The 16,275-nt window shown below is 62.7% G+C and carries 15 protein-coding genes; 7 read left to right on the top strand and 8 right to left on the bottom strand.

Features of this window, described 5'->3' with window-relative positions; all coding sequences use genetic code 11:
* Positions 1 to 3: 3 nt before the first annotated feature.
* The 7 genes from KGA96_RS10105 to KGA96_RS10080 all read left to right on the top strand — a co-directional run bounded on the left by KGA96_RS10105 (position 4) and on the right by KGA96_RS10080 (position 4,468).
* A complete protein-coding gene (locus tag KGA96_RS10105) occupies positions 4 to 1,584 on the top strand; it encodes an aldehyde dehydrogenase (NADP(+)) (protein WP_223512686.1) in 1,581 nt (526 codons plus the stop codon).
* 164 nt (positions 1,585 to 1,748) lie between these two features.
* The gene (locus KGA96_RS10100) at positions 1,749 to 2,045 is read left to right on the top strand and encodes a DUF5629 family protein (protein ID WP_223512685.1); all 297 of its coding nucleotides are present in this window, start codon (positions 1,749 to 1,751) and stop codon (positions 2,043 to 2,045) included.
* Positions 2,038 to 3,207, top strand: a complete 1,170-nt coding sequence (locus KGA96_RS10095; RefSeq protein WP_223512684.1) for a lactonase family protein — start codon at positions 2,038 to 2,040, stop codon at positions 3,205 to 3,207. Before KGA96_RS10100 ends, KGA96_RS10095 begins: the two co-directional genes overlap by 8 nt.
* A 156-nt stretch (positions 3,208 to 3,363) precedes the next feature.
* Positions 3,364 to 3,543: a hypothetical protein gene (locus KGA96_RS10090; RefSeq protein WP_007979950.1), complete on the top strand. Its 180-nt coding sequence runs from the start codon at positions 3,364 to 3,366 to the stop codon at positions 3,541 to 3,543.
* A 217-nt stretch (positions 3,544 to 3,760) separates the two neighbouring features.
* Positions 3,761 to 3,886: a hypothetical protein gene (locus KGA96_RS29630; RefSeq protein ID WP_263286949.1), complete on the top strand. Its 126-nt coding sequence runs from the start codon at positions 3,761 to 3,763 to the stop codon at positions 3,884 to 3,886.
* Between the two features lie 115 nt (positions 3,887 to 4,001).
* The gene (locus tag KGA96_RS10085; protein WP_223512683.1) at positions 4,002 to 4,214 is read left to right on the top strand and encodes a hypothetical protein; all 213 of its coding nucleotides are present in this window, start codon (positions 4,002 to 4,004) and stop codon (positions 4,212 to 4,214) included.
* Positions 4,211 to 4,468 carry a hypothetical protein gene (locus tag KGA96_RS10080; protein ID WP_223512681.1) on the top strand — a complete coding sequence of 86 codons (258 nt, stop codon included), beginning with the start codon at positions 4,211 to 4,213 and terminating at the stop codon, positions 4,466 to 4,468. Before KGA96_RS10085 ends, KGA96_RS10080 begins: the two co-directional genes overlap by 4 nt.
* A 166-nt stretch (positions 4,469 to 4,634) precedes the next feature.
* Here the strand turns inward: KGA96_RS10080 and KGA96_RS10075 are convergent, their stop codons facing one another.
* The 8 genes from KGA96_RS10075 to KGA96_RS10040 form a co-directional block, all read right to left on the bottom strand.
* On the bottom strand, positions 4,635 to 5,231 hold the full coding sequence (locus KGA96_RS10075; RefSeq protein ID WP_223512679.1) for a glutathione S-transferase: 597 nt from the start codon (positions 5,229 to 5,231) through the stop codon (positions 4,635 to 4,637).
* Positions 5,228 to 8,869: an AAA family ATPase gene (locus tag KGA96_RS10070; protein WP_223512677.1), complete on the bottom strand. Its 3,642-nt coding sequence runs from the start codon at positions 8,867 to 8,869 to the stop codon at positions 5,228 to 5,230. The genes KGA96_RS10075 and KGA96_RS10070 overlap by 4 nt, the downstream gene beginning before the upstream one ends.
* Positions 8,866 to 10,110, bottom strand: coding sequence for an exonuclease SbcCD subunit D C-terminal domain-containing protein (locus tag KGA96_RS10065; protein ID WP_223512674.1), 1,245 nt, complete (start codon positions 10,108 to 10,110; stop codon positions 8,866 to 8,868). The genes KGA96_RS10070 and KGA96_RS10065 overlap by 4 nt, the downstream gene beginning before the upstream one ends.
* A 271-nt stretch (positions 10,111 to 10,381) precedes the next feature.
* Positions 10,382 to 12,028, bottom strand: a complete 1,647-nt coding sequence (locus KGA96_RS10060) for a BatD family protein (protein ID WP_223512671.1) — start codon at positions 12,026 to 12,028, stop codon at positions 10,382 to 10,384.
* Positions 12,025 to 13,764 carry a VWA domain-containing protein gene (locus KGA96_RS10055; protein WP_223512668.1) on the bottom strand — a complete coding sequence of 580 codons (1,740 nt, stop codon included), beginning with the start codon at positions 13,762 to 13,764 and terminating at the stop codon, positions 12,025 to 12,027. The genes KGA96_RS10060 and KGA96_RS10055 overlap by 4 nt, the downstream gene beginning before the upstream one ends.
* Positions 13,761 to 14,843 carry a vWA domain-containing protein gene (locus tag KGA96_RS10050; RefSeq protein WP_223466940.1) on the bottom strand — a complete coding sequence of 361 codons (1,083 nt, stop codon included), beginning with the start codon at positions 14,841 to 14,843 and terminating at the stop codon, positions 13,761 to 13,763. The genes KGA96_RS10055 and KGA96_RS10050 overlap by 4 nt, the downstream gene beginning before the upstream one ends.
* Positions 14,836 to 15,330 carry a DUF4381 domain-containing protein gene (locus KGA96_RS10045; protein WP_046037169.1) on the bottom strand — a complete coding sequence of 165 codons (495 nt, stop codon included), beginning with the start codon at positions 15,328 to 15,330 and terminating at the stop codon, positions 14,836 to 14,838. The genes KGA96_RS10050 and KGA96_RS10045 overlap by 8 nt, the downstream gene beginning before the upstream one ends.
* Positions 15,327 to 16,271: a DUF58 domain-containing protein gene (locus KGA96_RS10040; protein WP_046037168.1), complete on the bottom strand. Its 945-nt coding sequence runs from the start codon at positions 16,269 to 16,271 to the stop codon at positions 15,327 to 15,329. Before KGA96_RS10040 ends, KGA96_RS10045 begins: the two co-directional genes overlap by 4 nt.
* Positions 16,272 to 16,275: the final 4 nt, after the last annotated feature.

Below are 16,275 nucleotides of genomic sequence, written 5' to 3'. Positions count from 1 at the left end.
CCCATGACCCGGATTCTTGGACACAACTACATCGGCGGCCAACGCAGCGCCGCCGGCAGCGTCAAGTTGCAGAGTGTCGATGCGACGACGGGCGAGGCCTTGCCCGACGATTTTTATCAGGCGACCCCGCAGGAAGTCGATGCGGCGGCCAACGCGGCGGCGGCCGCGTATCCGGCCTTCCGCAGCTTGAGTGCGGAGCGGCGGGCGCAGTTTCTCGAGGCCATTGCCGATGAACTGGATGCCCTCGGTGATGATTTTGTCGCTGTGGTCTGTCGCGAAACGGCGTTGCCCGCAGGCCGAATCCAAGGCGAGCGTGGACGTACCAGCGGGCAGATGCGCCTGTTTGCCAAAGTCCTGCGTCGCGGTGATTTCTACGGCGCACGGATCGACCGGGCATTGCCGGAGCGTCAGCTGCTGCCGCGTCCGGACCTGCGTCAATACCGTATCGGCCTGGGACCTGTGGCCGTGTTCGGTGCCAGCAACTTTCCGCTGGCGTTCTCCACCGCCGGCGGCGATACCGCCTCGGCGCTGGCCGCCGGGTGCCCGGTGGTGTTCAAGGCCCACAGCGGTCACATGGCCACGGCTGAATGGGTGGCGGATGCAATTATCCGTGCCGCCGAGAAAACCGGGATGCCGGCGGGCGTGTTCAACATGATCTACGGTGGTGGCGTCGGCGAGGCACTGGTCAAGCATCCGGCAATTCAGGCCGTGGGCTTCACCGGTTCGCTCAAGGGCGGTCGTGCCTTGTGCGACATGGCGGCAGCCCGTGCGCAACCGATTCCGGTGTTCGCCGAGATGTCCAGCATCAACCCGGTGATCGTGTTGCCCCAGGCGTTGCAGGCGCGGGCCGACACGGTCGCCCGGGACCTCACGGCATCGGTGGTTCAGGGCTGCGGCCAGTTCTGCACCAATCCGGGCCTGGTGATTGGCATTCGCTCAGCGTCATTCAGTGCCTTTGTGCAGCAAGTGGCCGGGATGATGGGTGATCAGCCGGCGCAAACCATGCTCAATGCCGGAACCCTGAGCAGCTATGGCCAGGGCGTGCAAAAGCTCCTCGCGCATCCGGGGATTGAGCATCTGGCCGGCAATCCGCAGCAGGGCAAGCAGGCACAGCCACAGTTGTTCAAGGCCGATGTCAGCCTGCTGCTCGATGGCGATGAAGTGTTGCAAGAGGAAGTGTTCGGCCCGACCACGGTGGTGGTTGAAGTGGCGGATCCTGTGCAACTGATGGCAGCCTTGAACGGCCTGCACGGTCAGCTGACCGCCACCGTCATTGGCGAGCCGGAAGACTTCGAGCAGTTCGTCGGGCTGACGGCGTTGCTGGAACAGAAGGTCGGACGCATCCTGCTCAATGGCTATCCGACCGGTGTGGAAGTCTGCGATTCGATGGTCCACGGCGGGCCTTACCCGGCAACGTCCGATGCGCGCGGTACGTCGGTGGGCACACTGGCCATCGATCGTTTCCTGCGCCCGGTGTGCTTCCAGAACTACCCGGACAGCCTGCTGCCGGATGCGCTGAAGAACGGCAATCCGCTGCGCATCCAGCGACTGGTGGATGGGCAGTCGTCCCGCGAGGCGCTGTAGCAGACAAGCACAATCCCTGTGGGAGCGAGCCTGCTCGCGAATGCGGACTACCCGTCAACATCTACATCGACAGGAATACCGCTATCGCGAGCAGGCTCGGTCCTACATTGGATCGGGACACAATGAGCTATCATTGCGTTTTTCTCATTTAAAGACTGATTGCCATGACTGCCCCAACCGACACCTTGCTCAATGCCCTCGAACACTGCGGAATGGTCGAAATCGACGGGCTGCATGCCTTCGAATTCGCCCTCGACGAGTTTGATAACCTGCACGTTGAATGCATGGATGGCCGTGCGGCCAAACACTGGGAGTTCACCCCGGCACAGATCCAGGCTGCAACCTTCGACACCATGCTGCAAAGCTGGTTGATCACCGGTGACTCGGGTGAACACCGTTTGGTGTGCCTGGCCGATGTCGTCAGCGGTGACAACGAAGATGACGACCAGGACGATGCGTAACCTCTGGCCACTGTTGATGGCCGGCAGCATCGGTGCCATGGGCGTCCAGGTCGCATCCGCCGATGACTATCAACTGCTGGTGGGCTCCTACACCGCCGGTCAAAGCCAGGGCATCTACCGCCTGGCTTTCGACAGCCGCACCGGGCAGATCGATGCCAGCCCCCTGCAAGTGATCAAGAGCGAAAACCCGTCGTGGCTGACCCTGTCGAAGGATCAGCGACACCTGTTCGTGGTCAACGAAAACGGCCCGGGCCAGGCCGATCCGGTAGGGCGCGTCAGCAGTTTTGCGATCGATCCCAAGACCCATGCGCTGAACCTGCTCAGCCAGGTGCAAAGCCTGGGCAACGAGCCGACCCATTCCAGTCTCAGCACCGATGGCAGCCATTTGTTTGTCAGCAATTATTCGGTGGCCGAAGACCCGGGCGGCACCCTCGCGGTATTGCCGGTGGCGGCCGATGGCAAGCTCAAACCGGTGGTACAGATGAGCAGCCACCCGGCGAGCCGGGTCAATCCCGAGCGCCAGGCCTCGGCCCACGTGCATTCGACCATCCCATCGCCGGACGGCAAGTACGTGTTCGTCAATGACCTGGGCGCCGACAAGGTGTTTGCCTACCGCTTCGACCCCAAGGCCAATCCAGAACTGCCGTTGACCCCGGCCACCCCGGCGTTCGTGCAACTGCCGCCGGGCAGCGGGCCGCGCCACCTGCTGTTCAGCGCCGATGGCAAACATGCCTGGCTGACCATGGAAATGAGCGCGCAAGTGGCGGTGTTCGATTACCACGACGGCCAACTCGAACAGACGCAGATGGTCGATCTGGCGGCTGGGCAACCGGTCCCGGACAAGGCTGCGGCGGCGTTGCATGCCTCGGCTGACGGCAAGTTCCTCTACGTCAGCAACCGTGGCACGGCCAATCAACTGTTGGTGTTTGCCATCGATCCGGTGACCGGCCACCTCAGTGAGCTGCAACGGCGGGCGGTGGAGGGCGATCATCCGCGGGAATTCAGCCTCGATCCGAGCGGCAAATTCCTGTTGATCGCCAACCAGAAAAGCAACCAGATTGTCGTCGTCGAACGCGACGCCAGGACCGGTCTGCTGGGCAAGACCGTGCAAAAACTGCCGATGGACGCCCCGAGCGACCTCAGGTTTTTGCTGCGTCAATAAGCCGCAGGCCCCGGTTGATGGGGCCTGCCTGCTTTTATTAATGACGCTGATATCTGGTACTGCTACAAAGCATTTCAAGGCACGAACCCTCGAGGGTTAAGTTTGCTTCACGGCCCCACCGGGCAAGCAAGCCAACTGAATCCGAGGAATACCGCCATGAACTTCAACATCTTCTCTGTCATTGCCGCTTCCGCCATTTCTGCCACCGTTGCGCTGCCAGCCAGTGCCAACGTTGAAATCAGCGACAAAAAAGCCCACACCCAGAGCTACACCCAGAAGTACCTGCAACAGAGCGCCAACTTCTACGCCGCGCTGGATCACAAAACCCAAGCCTGAACGTTCAGCCCTGCCTTTATGCAGGAGCGAAGTCACTGATGATCGAAGACCCTTATGTTGAAACACGGGTGTTGAAAACGATCAGAGTGATGTCGCTCCTGCATAACGCATTTGCGACAGCGTCACTTTGCCATCAATGTCGCGCTTGATATCACATTGCCATGTGTTTAAATTGACGCTGATTTTTTGACTCCTCCTCACGGCAAGGATCGGCAGCATGGTGACGCGTCTGGCATTGGTTCTACTGTTTCTCTATTCCACCCCCATTCTGTCGGCGGCCGACCCTGTTCCGGGTGAGCCGGAGGCTGCGCGCGAGCGCTTGATAAGTTTTATTGAAGGCTGAAATAGTCTGGCTTAATGATCAACGAGGCTGATGGTCACTATGGATAACCCTGAGTGGTTATCCAGGCTTTTTTGATCGATTCTGTGGGCATTGAAACATGCCTGCGGAGAACATCATGGCCAGCGCAATTCTCACTTCTGCCAAACACGGCGCCTATGTGGCGATCGGTCTTTACCTTGCCATGGTGCTGGTGGTCAGCCTTTCAGCCCAGTCGCAATCCACCTTCGAAGCACCGATCCAGGTCGCTCATCCCGGCATCCAGTTTGAACACCGTGGGCAAAACGCGAGCGTTGATCAGGCAGAACTCGCAGGAGTTGTCGGCGCATGAAAGGGCACAGACTCTGGGTCATCGCCTTCCTGGCGTTCATGACCAACGGATCTTCCCTGTTGGGAATCGGCCAGGGCTCGGCGGGCTCGGTGGCACGGGCCATCGAAGCCAATCACAACATTGCCCGCAGCATCGAAAACGCCAATGCCCAAGGCATGCTGGCCGGCAATCCGCCGATCAGGAATGAAGGCGTGGTTTTCGGGTCGTTCCAGGTGGATTGCTCGGCGATCGGGATGTGTGAGGTGTTGGCGTAAACCCACAGCTAACGGGTTCTTCTGTGGCGAGGGAGCTTGCTCCCGCTCGGCTGCGCAGCAGTCGTCAACCGGTTGATGTGGTTTACCTGAAGAGTTGAGTGCACAGGATTTGGGGCCGCTTCGCAGCCCAGCGGGAGCAAGCTCCCTCGCCACAGTGACGGTGTTCTTACTTGCGCATCACGCCCGTAAACAAGTCCGACTCCAAAAAACGCTGCAACCAGCCCTGCAACCGCCGATACGGCGTCTGCGCAAACCATTCGCGGTTTACATGGGCGAACTGGCGTACGAAGGGCATCAGCGCCACATCGGCCAGGCTTGGATGATCGGCGAGCAAGTAGTCGCGTCCCTCCAGCAACGCCTCCAGCCTTTGCAAAAACACCTCGCCCTCGGTGCGATAAACCTCCATCGGCTGCTCGGGATAACGTTCGGCGTATTTGTAGCGATTCAAATGCACCTTGAACACCTGATCGTTGTGTTCGATCAACGGGGCGATTTGCGCCGCTGCCACAGGATCGTCCTTGAGCAGCCAGTCCTGCGGGTCGTTCTGTGCCAGGGCCCAGCGCATGATGTCGAGGCTTTCGTCGATCACCCGGCCATCGGCGCTCAGCACCGGCACCGTGCCTTTGCCCGATAGCGCGAGCATTTCGGCGGGCTTGGCCTTCAGGCTGACTTCGACAATGTCCACGGCCACGCCCGAGTAGCGCAGGGCCATGCGTGCGCGCATGGCGTACGGGCAGCGGCGGAAGGAATACAGGGTGTTCATTTCACCTCCAGGGTGCTCAGGCCGTTGCCCTGGCGCTGGACCTGAATCTGCACCGGAATCCGTTCATGCATTTCCTGTACGTGGGAAATCACCGCGACCTTGCGGCCCTGGGCCTGCAATCCGTCGAGTGCGTCCATGGCCAGTTGCAGGGATTCCGGATCGAGGCTGCCGAAGCCTTCGTCGATGAACAACGACTCGATTTTCAACGTGCTCGACGCCATCGACGCCAGGCCGAGGGCCAGCGCCAGCGAGACCAGGAAGGTCTCGCCACCGGACAGCGAATGCACCGAGCGCAGTTCGTCGCCCATTTCGGTGTCCATCACCAGTAAGCCGAGCATGCTGCCGCCGCGCTTGAGGCGATAGCGGCGCACCAGTTGGCGCAGTTGCACGTTGGCGTGATGCACCAGCAGGTCGAGGTTATAGGCCTGGGCGATCTTGCGGAAGGTGTCGCCGGTGGCGGAGCCGATCAACGCGTTCAGGCGTGCCCAGCGTTGGTACTCGCTATAGGCATCGGCAATCTGCTGCGCCAGGGCCTGATTGGCGTTCTGTCGGCGCTGGTCCTCGGCCTGTTCGGCGCGCAGTTCGGCGCAGTGTTGCTCGCTGGTGGCGGCGAGGTTTTGCAGGTCGACCAGTGCACTGGCCAACTGCTCGACGTCAAGGTTGCCGTTTTGTTGAGCCTGATGATTGAGCAGGTGTTTGTTGCGCTCCTGCACCAGGACGCTGGCCTGTTCGATGGCTTTTTCGCTGTGCTGCAAGCGCTGGCGCAGTTCGCTGACCTGAGTGTCGTCGACGCGCAGCAGGACTTCGAGGCCACCGTCGTCCAGTTCGGGATGACGGGCACGCCAGTCGCCGATCTTGCCGGCGAGCTCACGTTCTTCGCCTTCCAGTGCGTGCAGGCGTTCCTGCTGTGCCTTGAGCTCGGCGGCGATTTGCACAGACTGCGTGAGGACGCTTTGCAGCGACTGCGCGGTGCTGGTTTCGGCGCTGCGCGCCTGTTCCACGGCCTGTTCCAGTTGCTGCTGCCAATGCTCGGCGCTGCTGTGTTCGCCGAGTAATTGCCCGAGCGTGTACTGGCTCGCCTGTTGCTGCTCGGCCAGACCGGTGAACTGCTGTTCGGCGGCGTGCAATTGCTGCACGCGGCTGTGCTGGCGATCCTGTTCTTTCTCCAGGTTTTGCTGGCGCTGTTGCTGCTCGGCCAGTTCTTCCTTTTGTTGCTCGAGTTGCGCCAGGCGCTCGACGATCTGCCGGTCGAGATGCATGAAGGTCGCGGCCGGTTCGACGCGCAGTGCTTGCAGGGTTTCGGCCGGCAGCAGGTTGGCGAATGCGCTGAGTTCTTCGTCCAGGCGCTGGCGGTCGTTGCCCAGTTCGCGCTGTTGATTGCTCAGGTGCTGGGCTGCTTGCTGGTGCGCGGTTTCAGCATGGCGCAGTTGCTGGGTCAGGCGCGCGGCATCCTGTTGCAGGGTGAGCAGCGCGCTCTGCCGTTGCTCGTCCTGGCTGATGCTCTGGTTAAGCTGGCTGTTTTGTTGGATGAGCCAGGCATCGCGTTTGGCGGCATCCTGGTTCAGCAGTTGGGTCGCCAGCGGATGCGCTTCCAGACTTGGGGCGAGGGCCTTTTGCTGGGTTGCCAGTTGCTCTTGCTGTTGCAGCAGTTCCTTTTGCTGGGCGATCAGCCCGCCGACCTCGGCACGCAGATCAGTGAGTTTTTCCTTGAGCAGGTCGACGGCCTTCTGCGCGTTGGCCTGTTCGCTTTCATCAAAGCGACCGAGGCTCTGCAGCAGGGCTTCCGGCTGATGATAGGGATGCTCGTTACTGCCGCAGACTGGGCAAGGCTGATCGTCCTGCAACTGCGCACGCAGCTCTTCGACACTGGCACTGCGCGCCAGACGCTGACGCTCCAGCAGTTCGCGCGTGACGTTGAGGGTCTGTTCGGCAACGCTCAGATCAGCCTTGGCCTTGACCCCGTCCTGGGTCAAACGTTCACGTTCCTGCTGCGCGGTGAGCTGGCGTTGTTGCAGCTCGGCGCTGCGCTTGTCCAGGTCCTGCTGGCTGGCCCACAGGCGTGCAAGGTCTTCGACGGCGCGCAGTTGCTTGCGGTTGTCCTGCAACAGGCTGCCCAGGATGCCGATCTGCTCGGCGACGGCATCCGGTTCGGCGCCGGCCTCCTTGAACAGCACTTCAAGTTGTTGCTTCTGCGCGGTGAGCGCTTGTTCAGTGTTCGCGGCGTTTTGTTCGAGGCTGGCCAGTTCGGCCTGGCCCTGATTCAACCGGTTGCCGATCAACATCAACTGTTGCAGGCGATCACGGTAGGCATTCCAGGCATCGCTTAACGGTGCCAGATGCGTGCTTTGCTCCAGCCCGCTGGCGATGCGCTGTAAGTCCCCGGCGCCACGGGCTTGCTGATCGAGCAAGGTCTGAATCGTGCCCTGGCCCTGGGTGCAGGCCTGTTGCGCCTGTTGCCTGGCTTCGGCGCTGAGGGCGGTGTCCTTGGCCAGGCGGGCGAGGGTGCTTTGTGCTTCGAAGGCCTGACGCAGCAACGGCGTGCTGTCGGCTTGCCGTTGTTGGGTTTCGCTCAAGGCGATCCGGGCGCTGCCGAGCTGTTGCTCAAGCTGCGTCTGACGCTCACCGAGTTCGCCATGCTGCTGCGTGTGCAAGGCAATTTGCGCCGCCAGGGGTGTCAGCAGCGCATCGACCTCGGCCTTACGAGCGAACTGGTGCCGTTGTGGGGCCAGCTGTTCGAGGCGGGTGAGCCTCAAGCGCTCACTGGCCAAGGCCTCCCAGTGGGTCTGTGCCGATTGCAGTTGTTCGCTGGCGGCCAGATGTTCGTCCTGCAAGCGACGCAGGTCCTTGAGCCAGGTGTCCTGCAGTTCAAGCTGTTTGAGCTGCGCTTGTTGGGTCTTGAGTTGCTGCTGCGCCTGGTTGAAGCGCTCATCCAGTTCCGCGCGGGCTTCGGGTGACAGCGGCGTCACACCGCTGGCCTGATCCTGCAGCAGCTTGTGCGCCTCGCGAGCCTCTTTGGTCTTGTCGAAGGCGCGACGACCGAGGCGGGTGTAGAGCGCCGTGTCGGTGAGTTTTTCCAGCAGTTCGCTGCGGTCGTTGTCATCGGCCTTGAGGAATGCGCTGAACTCGCTTTGCGCCAACATCACCGCGCGGGTGAACTGTTCGAAATTCAGCCCCAGCGCGGCTTCGAGCTGAGTCTTGTATTCGCCTTTCTGGCTGGCGAGCAATTGATCCTGATCGATGTCACGCAAGCTCTGGCGGCTGGCCTGCAGCTTGCCGGCGGCCTTGTCCCGGGCGCGATTGGCTTCCCAACGGGCGCGGTAGCGGCGACCGTCGACACCGACGAAATCCACCTCCGCGTAGCCTTCACCCGTGCCGCGACGCAGCAGGGTCCGCGGGTCGCCGGTAGCGATTTCGCCGTCGGCATCCGGTACCTTGGCGTCGCGGCCGGTGTTGTTCAGGCGCGGTACGGCGCCAAACAGCGCCAGGCACAGGGCATCGAGCAAGGTGCTTTTGCCGGCGCCGGTGGGCCCGGTGATGGCGAACAGTCCGGCACTGGCCAGGGGTTCAGCGGTGAAGTCGATTTCAAACGGCCCGGCCAGCGAGGCGAGGTTTTTCAGGCGGATCGCGAGGATTTTCATGGCTGTTCGCTCTCCATCTGCACATCCTGCAACAGCTCGGCAAAGTCCTTGAGGGTCTGCTCGTCGACCTCGCTGCCGTAGTTGTCCTGCCAGGCGCGGCTGAACAGTTCCTGAGGCGTGAGCTGGTCCAGTTCGATCAGCGTGCTGCCTTCGTCGGCACCCTCACGGCCGCCGTTGCCGGCGTATTCGGCGGCGATGCGCACCAGGCGCACGGCCTTGCCTTGCAGGGCGGTTTCCACTTGATTGCGCAGGTCGGGCTGCGGTTCGTCGAGGCGCACCCGTACCTCCAGCCATGGCTGGCGCTGGATGTCGGCCAACAGGTCGATGTTCGGCAGGTCCGCCAGTTGCAGCAGAATCTCGCTCAATGGCGCCGGGCCGATGCGTTGCAGGTTGACCGCGCGGGGGATCAGTTTCGGCTCGACGCTGACCAGGGTCTCGCCGTCGAGCTTGATGTCGAGAATCTGGTGCTGATAGCTGATCTCGGAGAACGACAGCGGAATCGGCGAGCCGCTGTAGCGGATGCGTTCCTCGCCGTTGACCTTCTGCGGCTTGTGCAAGTGGCCGAGGGCGACGTAGCTGATGCTCGGCCCGAACAGGCTGGCGGGCAGGGCTTCGGCGTTGCCGATGATCAGGCTGCGCTCGGAGTCTTCCGACACCGAACCGCCGGCCATGTGTGCGTGGCTGATGGCGATCAGCGCCTGGCCCGGCTGGCGCTTGGCGTTGGCCGCTTCGATCAGCCACTCGTGCACCTGACCAATCCCGCGCAAGTAGTTGTCACCCAAGTGCGCGCCGGTGACTTCCGCCGGGCGCAGGAATGGCAGCGCCAGGCACCAGCCGGCGATTTCACCACTGGCATCCGGCAAGGGCAGCAACAGGCGCTCGGCATCCAGTTGCCCGTCATCCAGCCACAACACACGACCGAGGGCATGGGTGCGCAAACGGCGCATCAAGGGCGCGGGCAGTTCGATCCGCGAGCCGGAATCGTGGTTGCCGGCGATCATCACGATGGTCAGCAACGGCTGCTGTTCGTGGGCGCTGACGATGAAGTCGTAGAGGCGTTCCTGGGCTTTGACCGGCGGATTGACCGTGTCGAAGATATCGCCGGCGATCAACAGCACATCCGGTTGATCCAGTTTCAACTGGCGCAACAGCCAGTCGAGAAAACAGCCGTGTTCGAAATCGCGATCCTGGCCGTGCAGGTTCTGCCCGAGGTGCCAGTCGGAGGTGTGAAACAAGCGCAAGGCGGACTCCGCTACGAAATAGGTAATGGCCGCGGGAAAAATGAAGGCGGCGAAAGGGGAGAGAGTTTACTGGTTTAAATGGCCGATCGCGCGATGGAATGTTTTGTGGCGAGGGAGCTTGCCTGTGGCGAGGGGGCTTGCCCCCGTTCGGTTGCGAAGCGGCCGTAAATCCTGACAGCTCGGTATGCCTGAAGGAATTAGGGGACCGCTTCGCGGCCCAACGGGGGCAAGCCCCCTCGCCACAAATGCATCTTTGTCTCTAGGTCGGTGTTTACTTGGGATAAAGCGGCGGCAGCCCACTGTCACCAACCGGGTCCTGCACCCGTTCAGCCATCGGGATCGCCTTGATCGCCCGCCACAACTCGTCACCTTGCCAGTACTGGCCGGTTTCGCTGTACAGCGCGCCGTTCAGGCCGTCGAGAGCGTTGGACAGTGGCACGAAGCGGGCGGCCATGTCGGCCAGGGTCTCCGGCTGCTGGCGGGCCCAGGCGTCGAGGGCCTGGCGGGTGGCGTGGGAGTCGTTGGCCTGGCAGGCGCGCTTGAGGTCGTCGAGCACGGTGCGCGGGCTGGGGCCGGTTTGAGCGACACGCGCCACCGCCGGTTGCCAGCGGCCACGCCACCAGAGGCCGAAGCCGAGCAGGGTGGTGCAGGCGAGGATCAGGGTGCTGATCTTCCAGCGCCAGAGTGCTTCGCTATCGGCATTGGCATCGATCGGTGCACCGGACGGGGTGTCGACCACCAGGCTCTGATTGGCCGCCACGTGCAGCGTGCGAGCGGGCAGGCTGCTGTGTTCCAGATGGTCCTCGAAGGTGTTCCACCAGATCACGTCGACAGTAGGCAATTCGATGGCGCCGGTCCGTGTCGGCACCAGGGCTTCGCGGTCTTCACGGCTGCCGACCAGGCCGCGTTCGCTGTTCTGGTTACCGAGTACCGGTTGATCCGGGTAGCGACGCAGGCCGCCGACATCGGTGCCGGGCAGCGGTGGCAGTTGAGTGCTGGACAAGCCTTCGGCGTTCACCGTCAGGCTGCGGGTCAGTGAATCGCCGACCTGGGAGTGATCCGGCTCCGGGTTCCAGCTTTCGCTCAGGGTCAGGCTGCGTGCAGGCAGCCAGGGGGCATCGGCTGGATAAGTGATGGGCTTGGCCTTGACCGTCAACAGCAGTTCGGCCGAGGTGACGCGCATCAGCTTGCCGGCTTTCGGCCCCTGGGCGGCGTTCTGTACGGGTTGCGGGTCGACCAGCGCGGCGTTGAAGACCTGCGCCGGAATGATCAGTTCGCCGCTGTGTTGCGGGTAGATCGCGTAGCGCATTTCGATCACGCCATGGCGCAGGCCGTCGATGTCCTTTTCGTAGGTGCGTGAGTCGCCCAATTGTTCGATGCGTGTGTCAGGTATCTGCAAGGGTGGCAGGCTGCTGTCGTCGTACAGCGACACCGAATGGTAGATGCGCAGGGTCAGGACCGCCTGAGCCTGTACGTACACGCTGGTTTGATCGAGGCTGGCATCAATGAACACTGCGGCCCGCTTGTTCGGGTTGTCCGGTGTTTCGCTCTCGACCACTTGCAGGGTGATCGGCTGGCTCTGCAGTTCGCCCAGTTGCAGTGACGGAATCACCACGCTGCCGTTTTGCCGGGGCAGAAGGGTGACGATCCAGCGGGTGGTGGCCTGGTTTTCACCGCTCAGGGTGTTCAACTGGTTGACCTGGCGTGTGCCGCGCACTTCGAACAAGGGCTCCAGCGCTGTCAGGTCAGGTTTGCCGAACTGAGTGACATCGCTGGATTCCAGGGTGAGCTCGACCGTCTCGCCCGAGCTCAGGCGACTGCGATCAACACTGGCGACCAGTTCTGCTGCCTGTGCCTGAACCGTGCAGAACAACAGGCCATGCAGCAGCGCGAGCAATAATACGGTGAAGCGGGTCATCGAGTTTCTTCCTGATCCTGATGTTGTTGCTGTTCGTACCAGAATTTGCGCCTGAGCAGTTCACCGGGGTCATCCGGGATCTGCCGCAGCCACTGCTCCAGTGCCTGGCGCTGTTCACCTTCGATGCTGTCGGTGGCCGGGCGCAAGGGCGGTGTGGTGTGTTGTTCGTCACCCAGTTCGCTGCCTGGTACCTCGTTGGTCCCCGGTTTCGGCCGTGTGGTGGGCGATTGTTCCTCACCCGGGCGAGGCGGTTGCCCTTCGGTTTTCGGTTCGCCGCTGCTCGAGGGCTGGGCGGCGGCACCGGGCGGTGGCTCCTGGGATTCGGTTTCGGGCCGGGCGTTGTCGGCTTCGTCTGGCTCGGGAGCGGGTGGCGTATTTTTCTCCTTGAGCAGACGTTCGACCAGCGCTTTGTTGGTCAGTGCCGGACGCAAATCCGGTTGACGTTCCAGAGCCTGTTCGTAAGCGTCCAGGGCTGCCTCCAGCTCACCGCTTTTTGCCAGGGCATTGCCTCGATTGTAGTGGGCGTGGGCGTCGTCGCCTTCGGCAAACCGCTCGGCGGCGCCTGCGTAGTCGCCGGCCTCATAGAGCGCCACGCCTTGCCACTGGTGGTTTTCGAAGCGTCGGGAGGCCTCCGCAGGGCGCTTCTGCTTGAGTAAATGCACGCCTTGTTGATCAGGGCGCAGCCATAGGTCTGCGAGGTCGAAGGCGTAGCTCGGTTGAGGCAGCGCCAATAGCAGCGGCAGGCATAGCAGCCAACCGCGACGTCCCGCGCAGGCCGCGAGCAGCAACAGTGGCAGCAGCAGCCAGTAACCCTGATCGGCCCAGGTGTCCAGGCGCAAGGTCTGACCGTCGTTGCGCAAGTTGCGTGGACCGTCGAGCAGGCCAAGGGCGTGCAGGTCGCTATCGTCCAGGCGCGCCTGGCGATAGCGGCCATCCAGGTCGTTGGCAAAACTTTTCAAACCAGGCTCGTCGAGGCGCGGCACGAGAATGGCGCCTTGTTCATCCTTGAGGAAGCTGCCGTCTTCCTGGGTGATGGGCGAGCCTTCGGCGGTGCCGATGCCGAGCATCAGGAATTGAGTCGATTTGCCGCTCAGCGCGCGACGGATGCCAAGCCGCTCCTGGTCGGTCAGGGACGAACCGATCAGCAGGATCCGGCCGTCGCCCAAAGCAGCCTGTTCGAGCAACGCCAGGGCCTTGAGCACCGCCAGATCGGCGCGGTGACCGGCCTCTGGCATCAACGACGGTTTCAGTGCATCCAACAGATTGCGGCTGGTGGAAAGATCATCTGATAGCGGTACCAGCGTGTGGGCACTGCCGGCGTAGACGACGATGGCGGTTTGCGCGTCGCTGCGAATCTGCAGCAGATCAAGCAGCTTGCGTCGTGCCTGTTCCAGTCGGTTGGGCGTGACGTCGGTGGCGAGCATTTCCGGGGTCAGCTCAAGTATCACCACCAGCGGGTCGGCGGGCTTTTGACTGGTCTGCTCGACACGCTGCCAGCTCGGTCCCAGCAGGGCGAGCACGGTCAACAGCCAAGCGAGGCCGAGGGCGATCCAGGGCAATTTACTGTCGCGACCACTGCCACCGCTGAGCAGTGCCGTATGAAAGGCTGGAGGCAGGATCATCTGCCAGCGCCCGGCGCGCTTCTTGCGGTGCCAGAGTTGCCAGAGCAGCCAGCCAAGCACCGGCAGCAACAACAGCCACCAGGGGCGGAACCAGTAAGGCCACAGCGCGCTCATCGGCGTCTCCGCAGACGCAGGCGTTTGAGGCGCTGGCGCCAGTCGGGCAGCAATTGCGTTTGCAAAAACAGATCCTTGGTAAACAGACGCTGCAACGGGTTGTCCGGCCAGAGTACGGGGGCCAGCAGCAGCATGCTCAACCACAGCGCCAGGGCTAGTGGCCAGTGGTACAGCGCTTGGACCGGGCGGGCCTGCGTCGGTTGCTGGGCCACGGGCTCCAGTTGGTCAAGGGTGTCCTTGATCGATTGCAGTTCCTTGCCATCGTGGGCGCGGAAATATTGGCCGCCGGTGGCTTCGGCGATGGCTTTGAGGGACGGTTCGTCGAGGTCCAGGCTCGGATTGAGGCCGAGAAAGCCGACCGTGCCACTTTGCTCCGGATCGGCGCCGATGCCGATCGGGTAGATTTTCACGCCTTCCTTGGCCGCCAGCCGTGCAGCGGTGAGCGGGTCGATCTCACCGCCATTGTTGGCGCCGTCGGTGACCAGAATCAGCACGCGGCTTGTTGCCGGACGCAAGCGCAGGCGCTTGAGGGCCAGGCCGATGGCATCGCCGATGGCGGTGTTTTTGCCGGCAATACCGATGCGCGCTTCGTCGAGCCAGACGCGCACGGTGTGGCGGTCGAAGGTCAGCGGGGCTTGCAGGTAGGCCTGGCTACCGAACAGGATCAGGCCGACCCGGTCACCTTCGCGGCTTTCGAGGAAATCGCCGAGCAGGTGCTGGACCAACGCCAGCCGGCTGACATCTTCGTCCTGCCACTGCATGTCAGGGAAGTCCATGGAGCCGGAAACGTCCACCGCCACCAGCAAGTCGCGGCCACTGGCGGCAATCGGCAAGGGTTCGCCGAGCCACTGCGGGCGCGCCGCCGCGACCAGCAGCAACAGCCATAGCAGTATGAAGGGTGCCTGCTGGCGCCATGCCGGCAGGTTGGCCCGGGCGCGACGCCCGGCGAGGCCTTCCAGATCGCTGAGGAAACTGACCTTGAGTGCCGGTTCACCACTGTCGGCCACCGGCAATACGATGCGCATCAGCCACGGCAGCGGCAGAAGGGCAAAAATCCACGGCCAGGCGAACTCAAACATGCTTGCGAATCCATGTGTCGACGGCCTGGGTCAGGCCGGCGATGGCCTTGTCGTCGAGTTTGCATTCGGGTTTGTAGGCGCCTTCGACCAGCACCATCCAGCGGGTCAGCCCGGCGGCCGGACAGCGGTTGTCGAGGAACGCCAGCCACTTGCGACCGTTGAGGGTATGGCTCTGGCTGTAGGGGTAATGGTTGCGGCACAGGCGCTTGAGCAAGCCGTTGAGTTGCTGCAGCCAGGCACCGGCCGGCGCGCCGTCGTAGGGTTTGGGCATCATTGCCAATTCGGCCAGTGCGGCCAGTCGCACCGGGTCAAGCGGCTGTTCCGCACGTACCACGGGGCGTTTGCGTGGAATGAAGCGCCGCAGCTTCCACAGGCCCAAACCGATCAGTGGCACCAACAGAACCAGCAACCACCAGCCCGGTGCCGGAGGCCAGAATTCCACCGGTGGCGGAGATATCAGTGGTTGCAGTTGATCAATGCCGCTCATCGACCTTTCCCCGGTTTCTGTGGGTTCAGGTATTCGCGCAATTGCTCTACCATCTCGCTCTGGGTGCTCAACGGCATCATCAGCACCCGCAGTTTCTGCGCGAGCAACTCCCAGCGCGCGATGCGTGCCTCGGCCTGGGCCCGGTAAGCCTGGCGCAGGTCGAAATTCAGCGTATCGAGTTCCAATTTCGCTCCACGCTCGGCGAAACGTAAAAGGCCAGCAGCGGGCAGGGCATGATCCAGCGGATCGGACACCGGCAGCAGCAACAGGTCGCAATGGCGCGACAACAGGCTCAACTGTTGCTCGGCGCTTTCCGATAGCGCGCGTTCATCGCAAATCACAATGACAAGGCTGCCCGGACGTGACACTTCCCGCGCTCGGCGCAAGGCAATGCCAAAGGCGTCGCGGTCCGGCTCGCCTTCGGTGGTCAGCGACTGGTTGACCCGCACCAGCCGGTTGAGTAACTGCAGCAGGCTTTGCTTGCTGCGCCGAGGCTTGATTTCGTAGTGCACATTGTCGCCATACACCAGGCCGCCGACCCGGTCGTTGTGCCCCAGGGCCGCCCAACCGATCAGGCTCGCGGCCTGGGCGGCGAGCACCGACTTGAACATCAGGCCCGAGCCGAAAAACAGCCGGCGGCTTTGTTCGACCATGATGAAAATCGGCCGCTCACGTTCTTCGTGGAACAGCTTGGTGTGAGGCTCCTGGGTGCGCGCGGTGACACGCCAGTCAATGGTGCGCACATCGTCGCCGGCCTGATAGACCCGCACCTGATCGAAGTCGACGCCACGCCCGCGCAATTTGGAATGGTGCAGGCCGATCAGCGGGCTGCGTTGGCTCGGCGTGGAAAACAGCTGTACTTCGCGCACGCGATGGCGCATCTCGATCAGGTCGGCGAGGCTGACACGGATGCCCGGTTCGGGCGGCAGGCTGGCGTTCATCAGG

Origin of the sequence: Pseudomonas sp. GL-R-26, assembly GCF_019947365.1 — a bacterium.
Taxonomy (GTDB): domain Bacteria; phylum Pseudomonadota; class Gammaproteobacteria; order Pseudomonadales; family Pseudomonadaceae; genus Aquipseudomonas.
The sequence above is the reverse complement of the archived record's forward strand: the minus strand, read 5'-3'. Positions and strand labels throughout refer to the sequence as shown.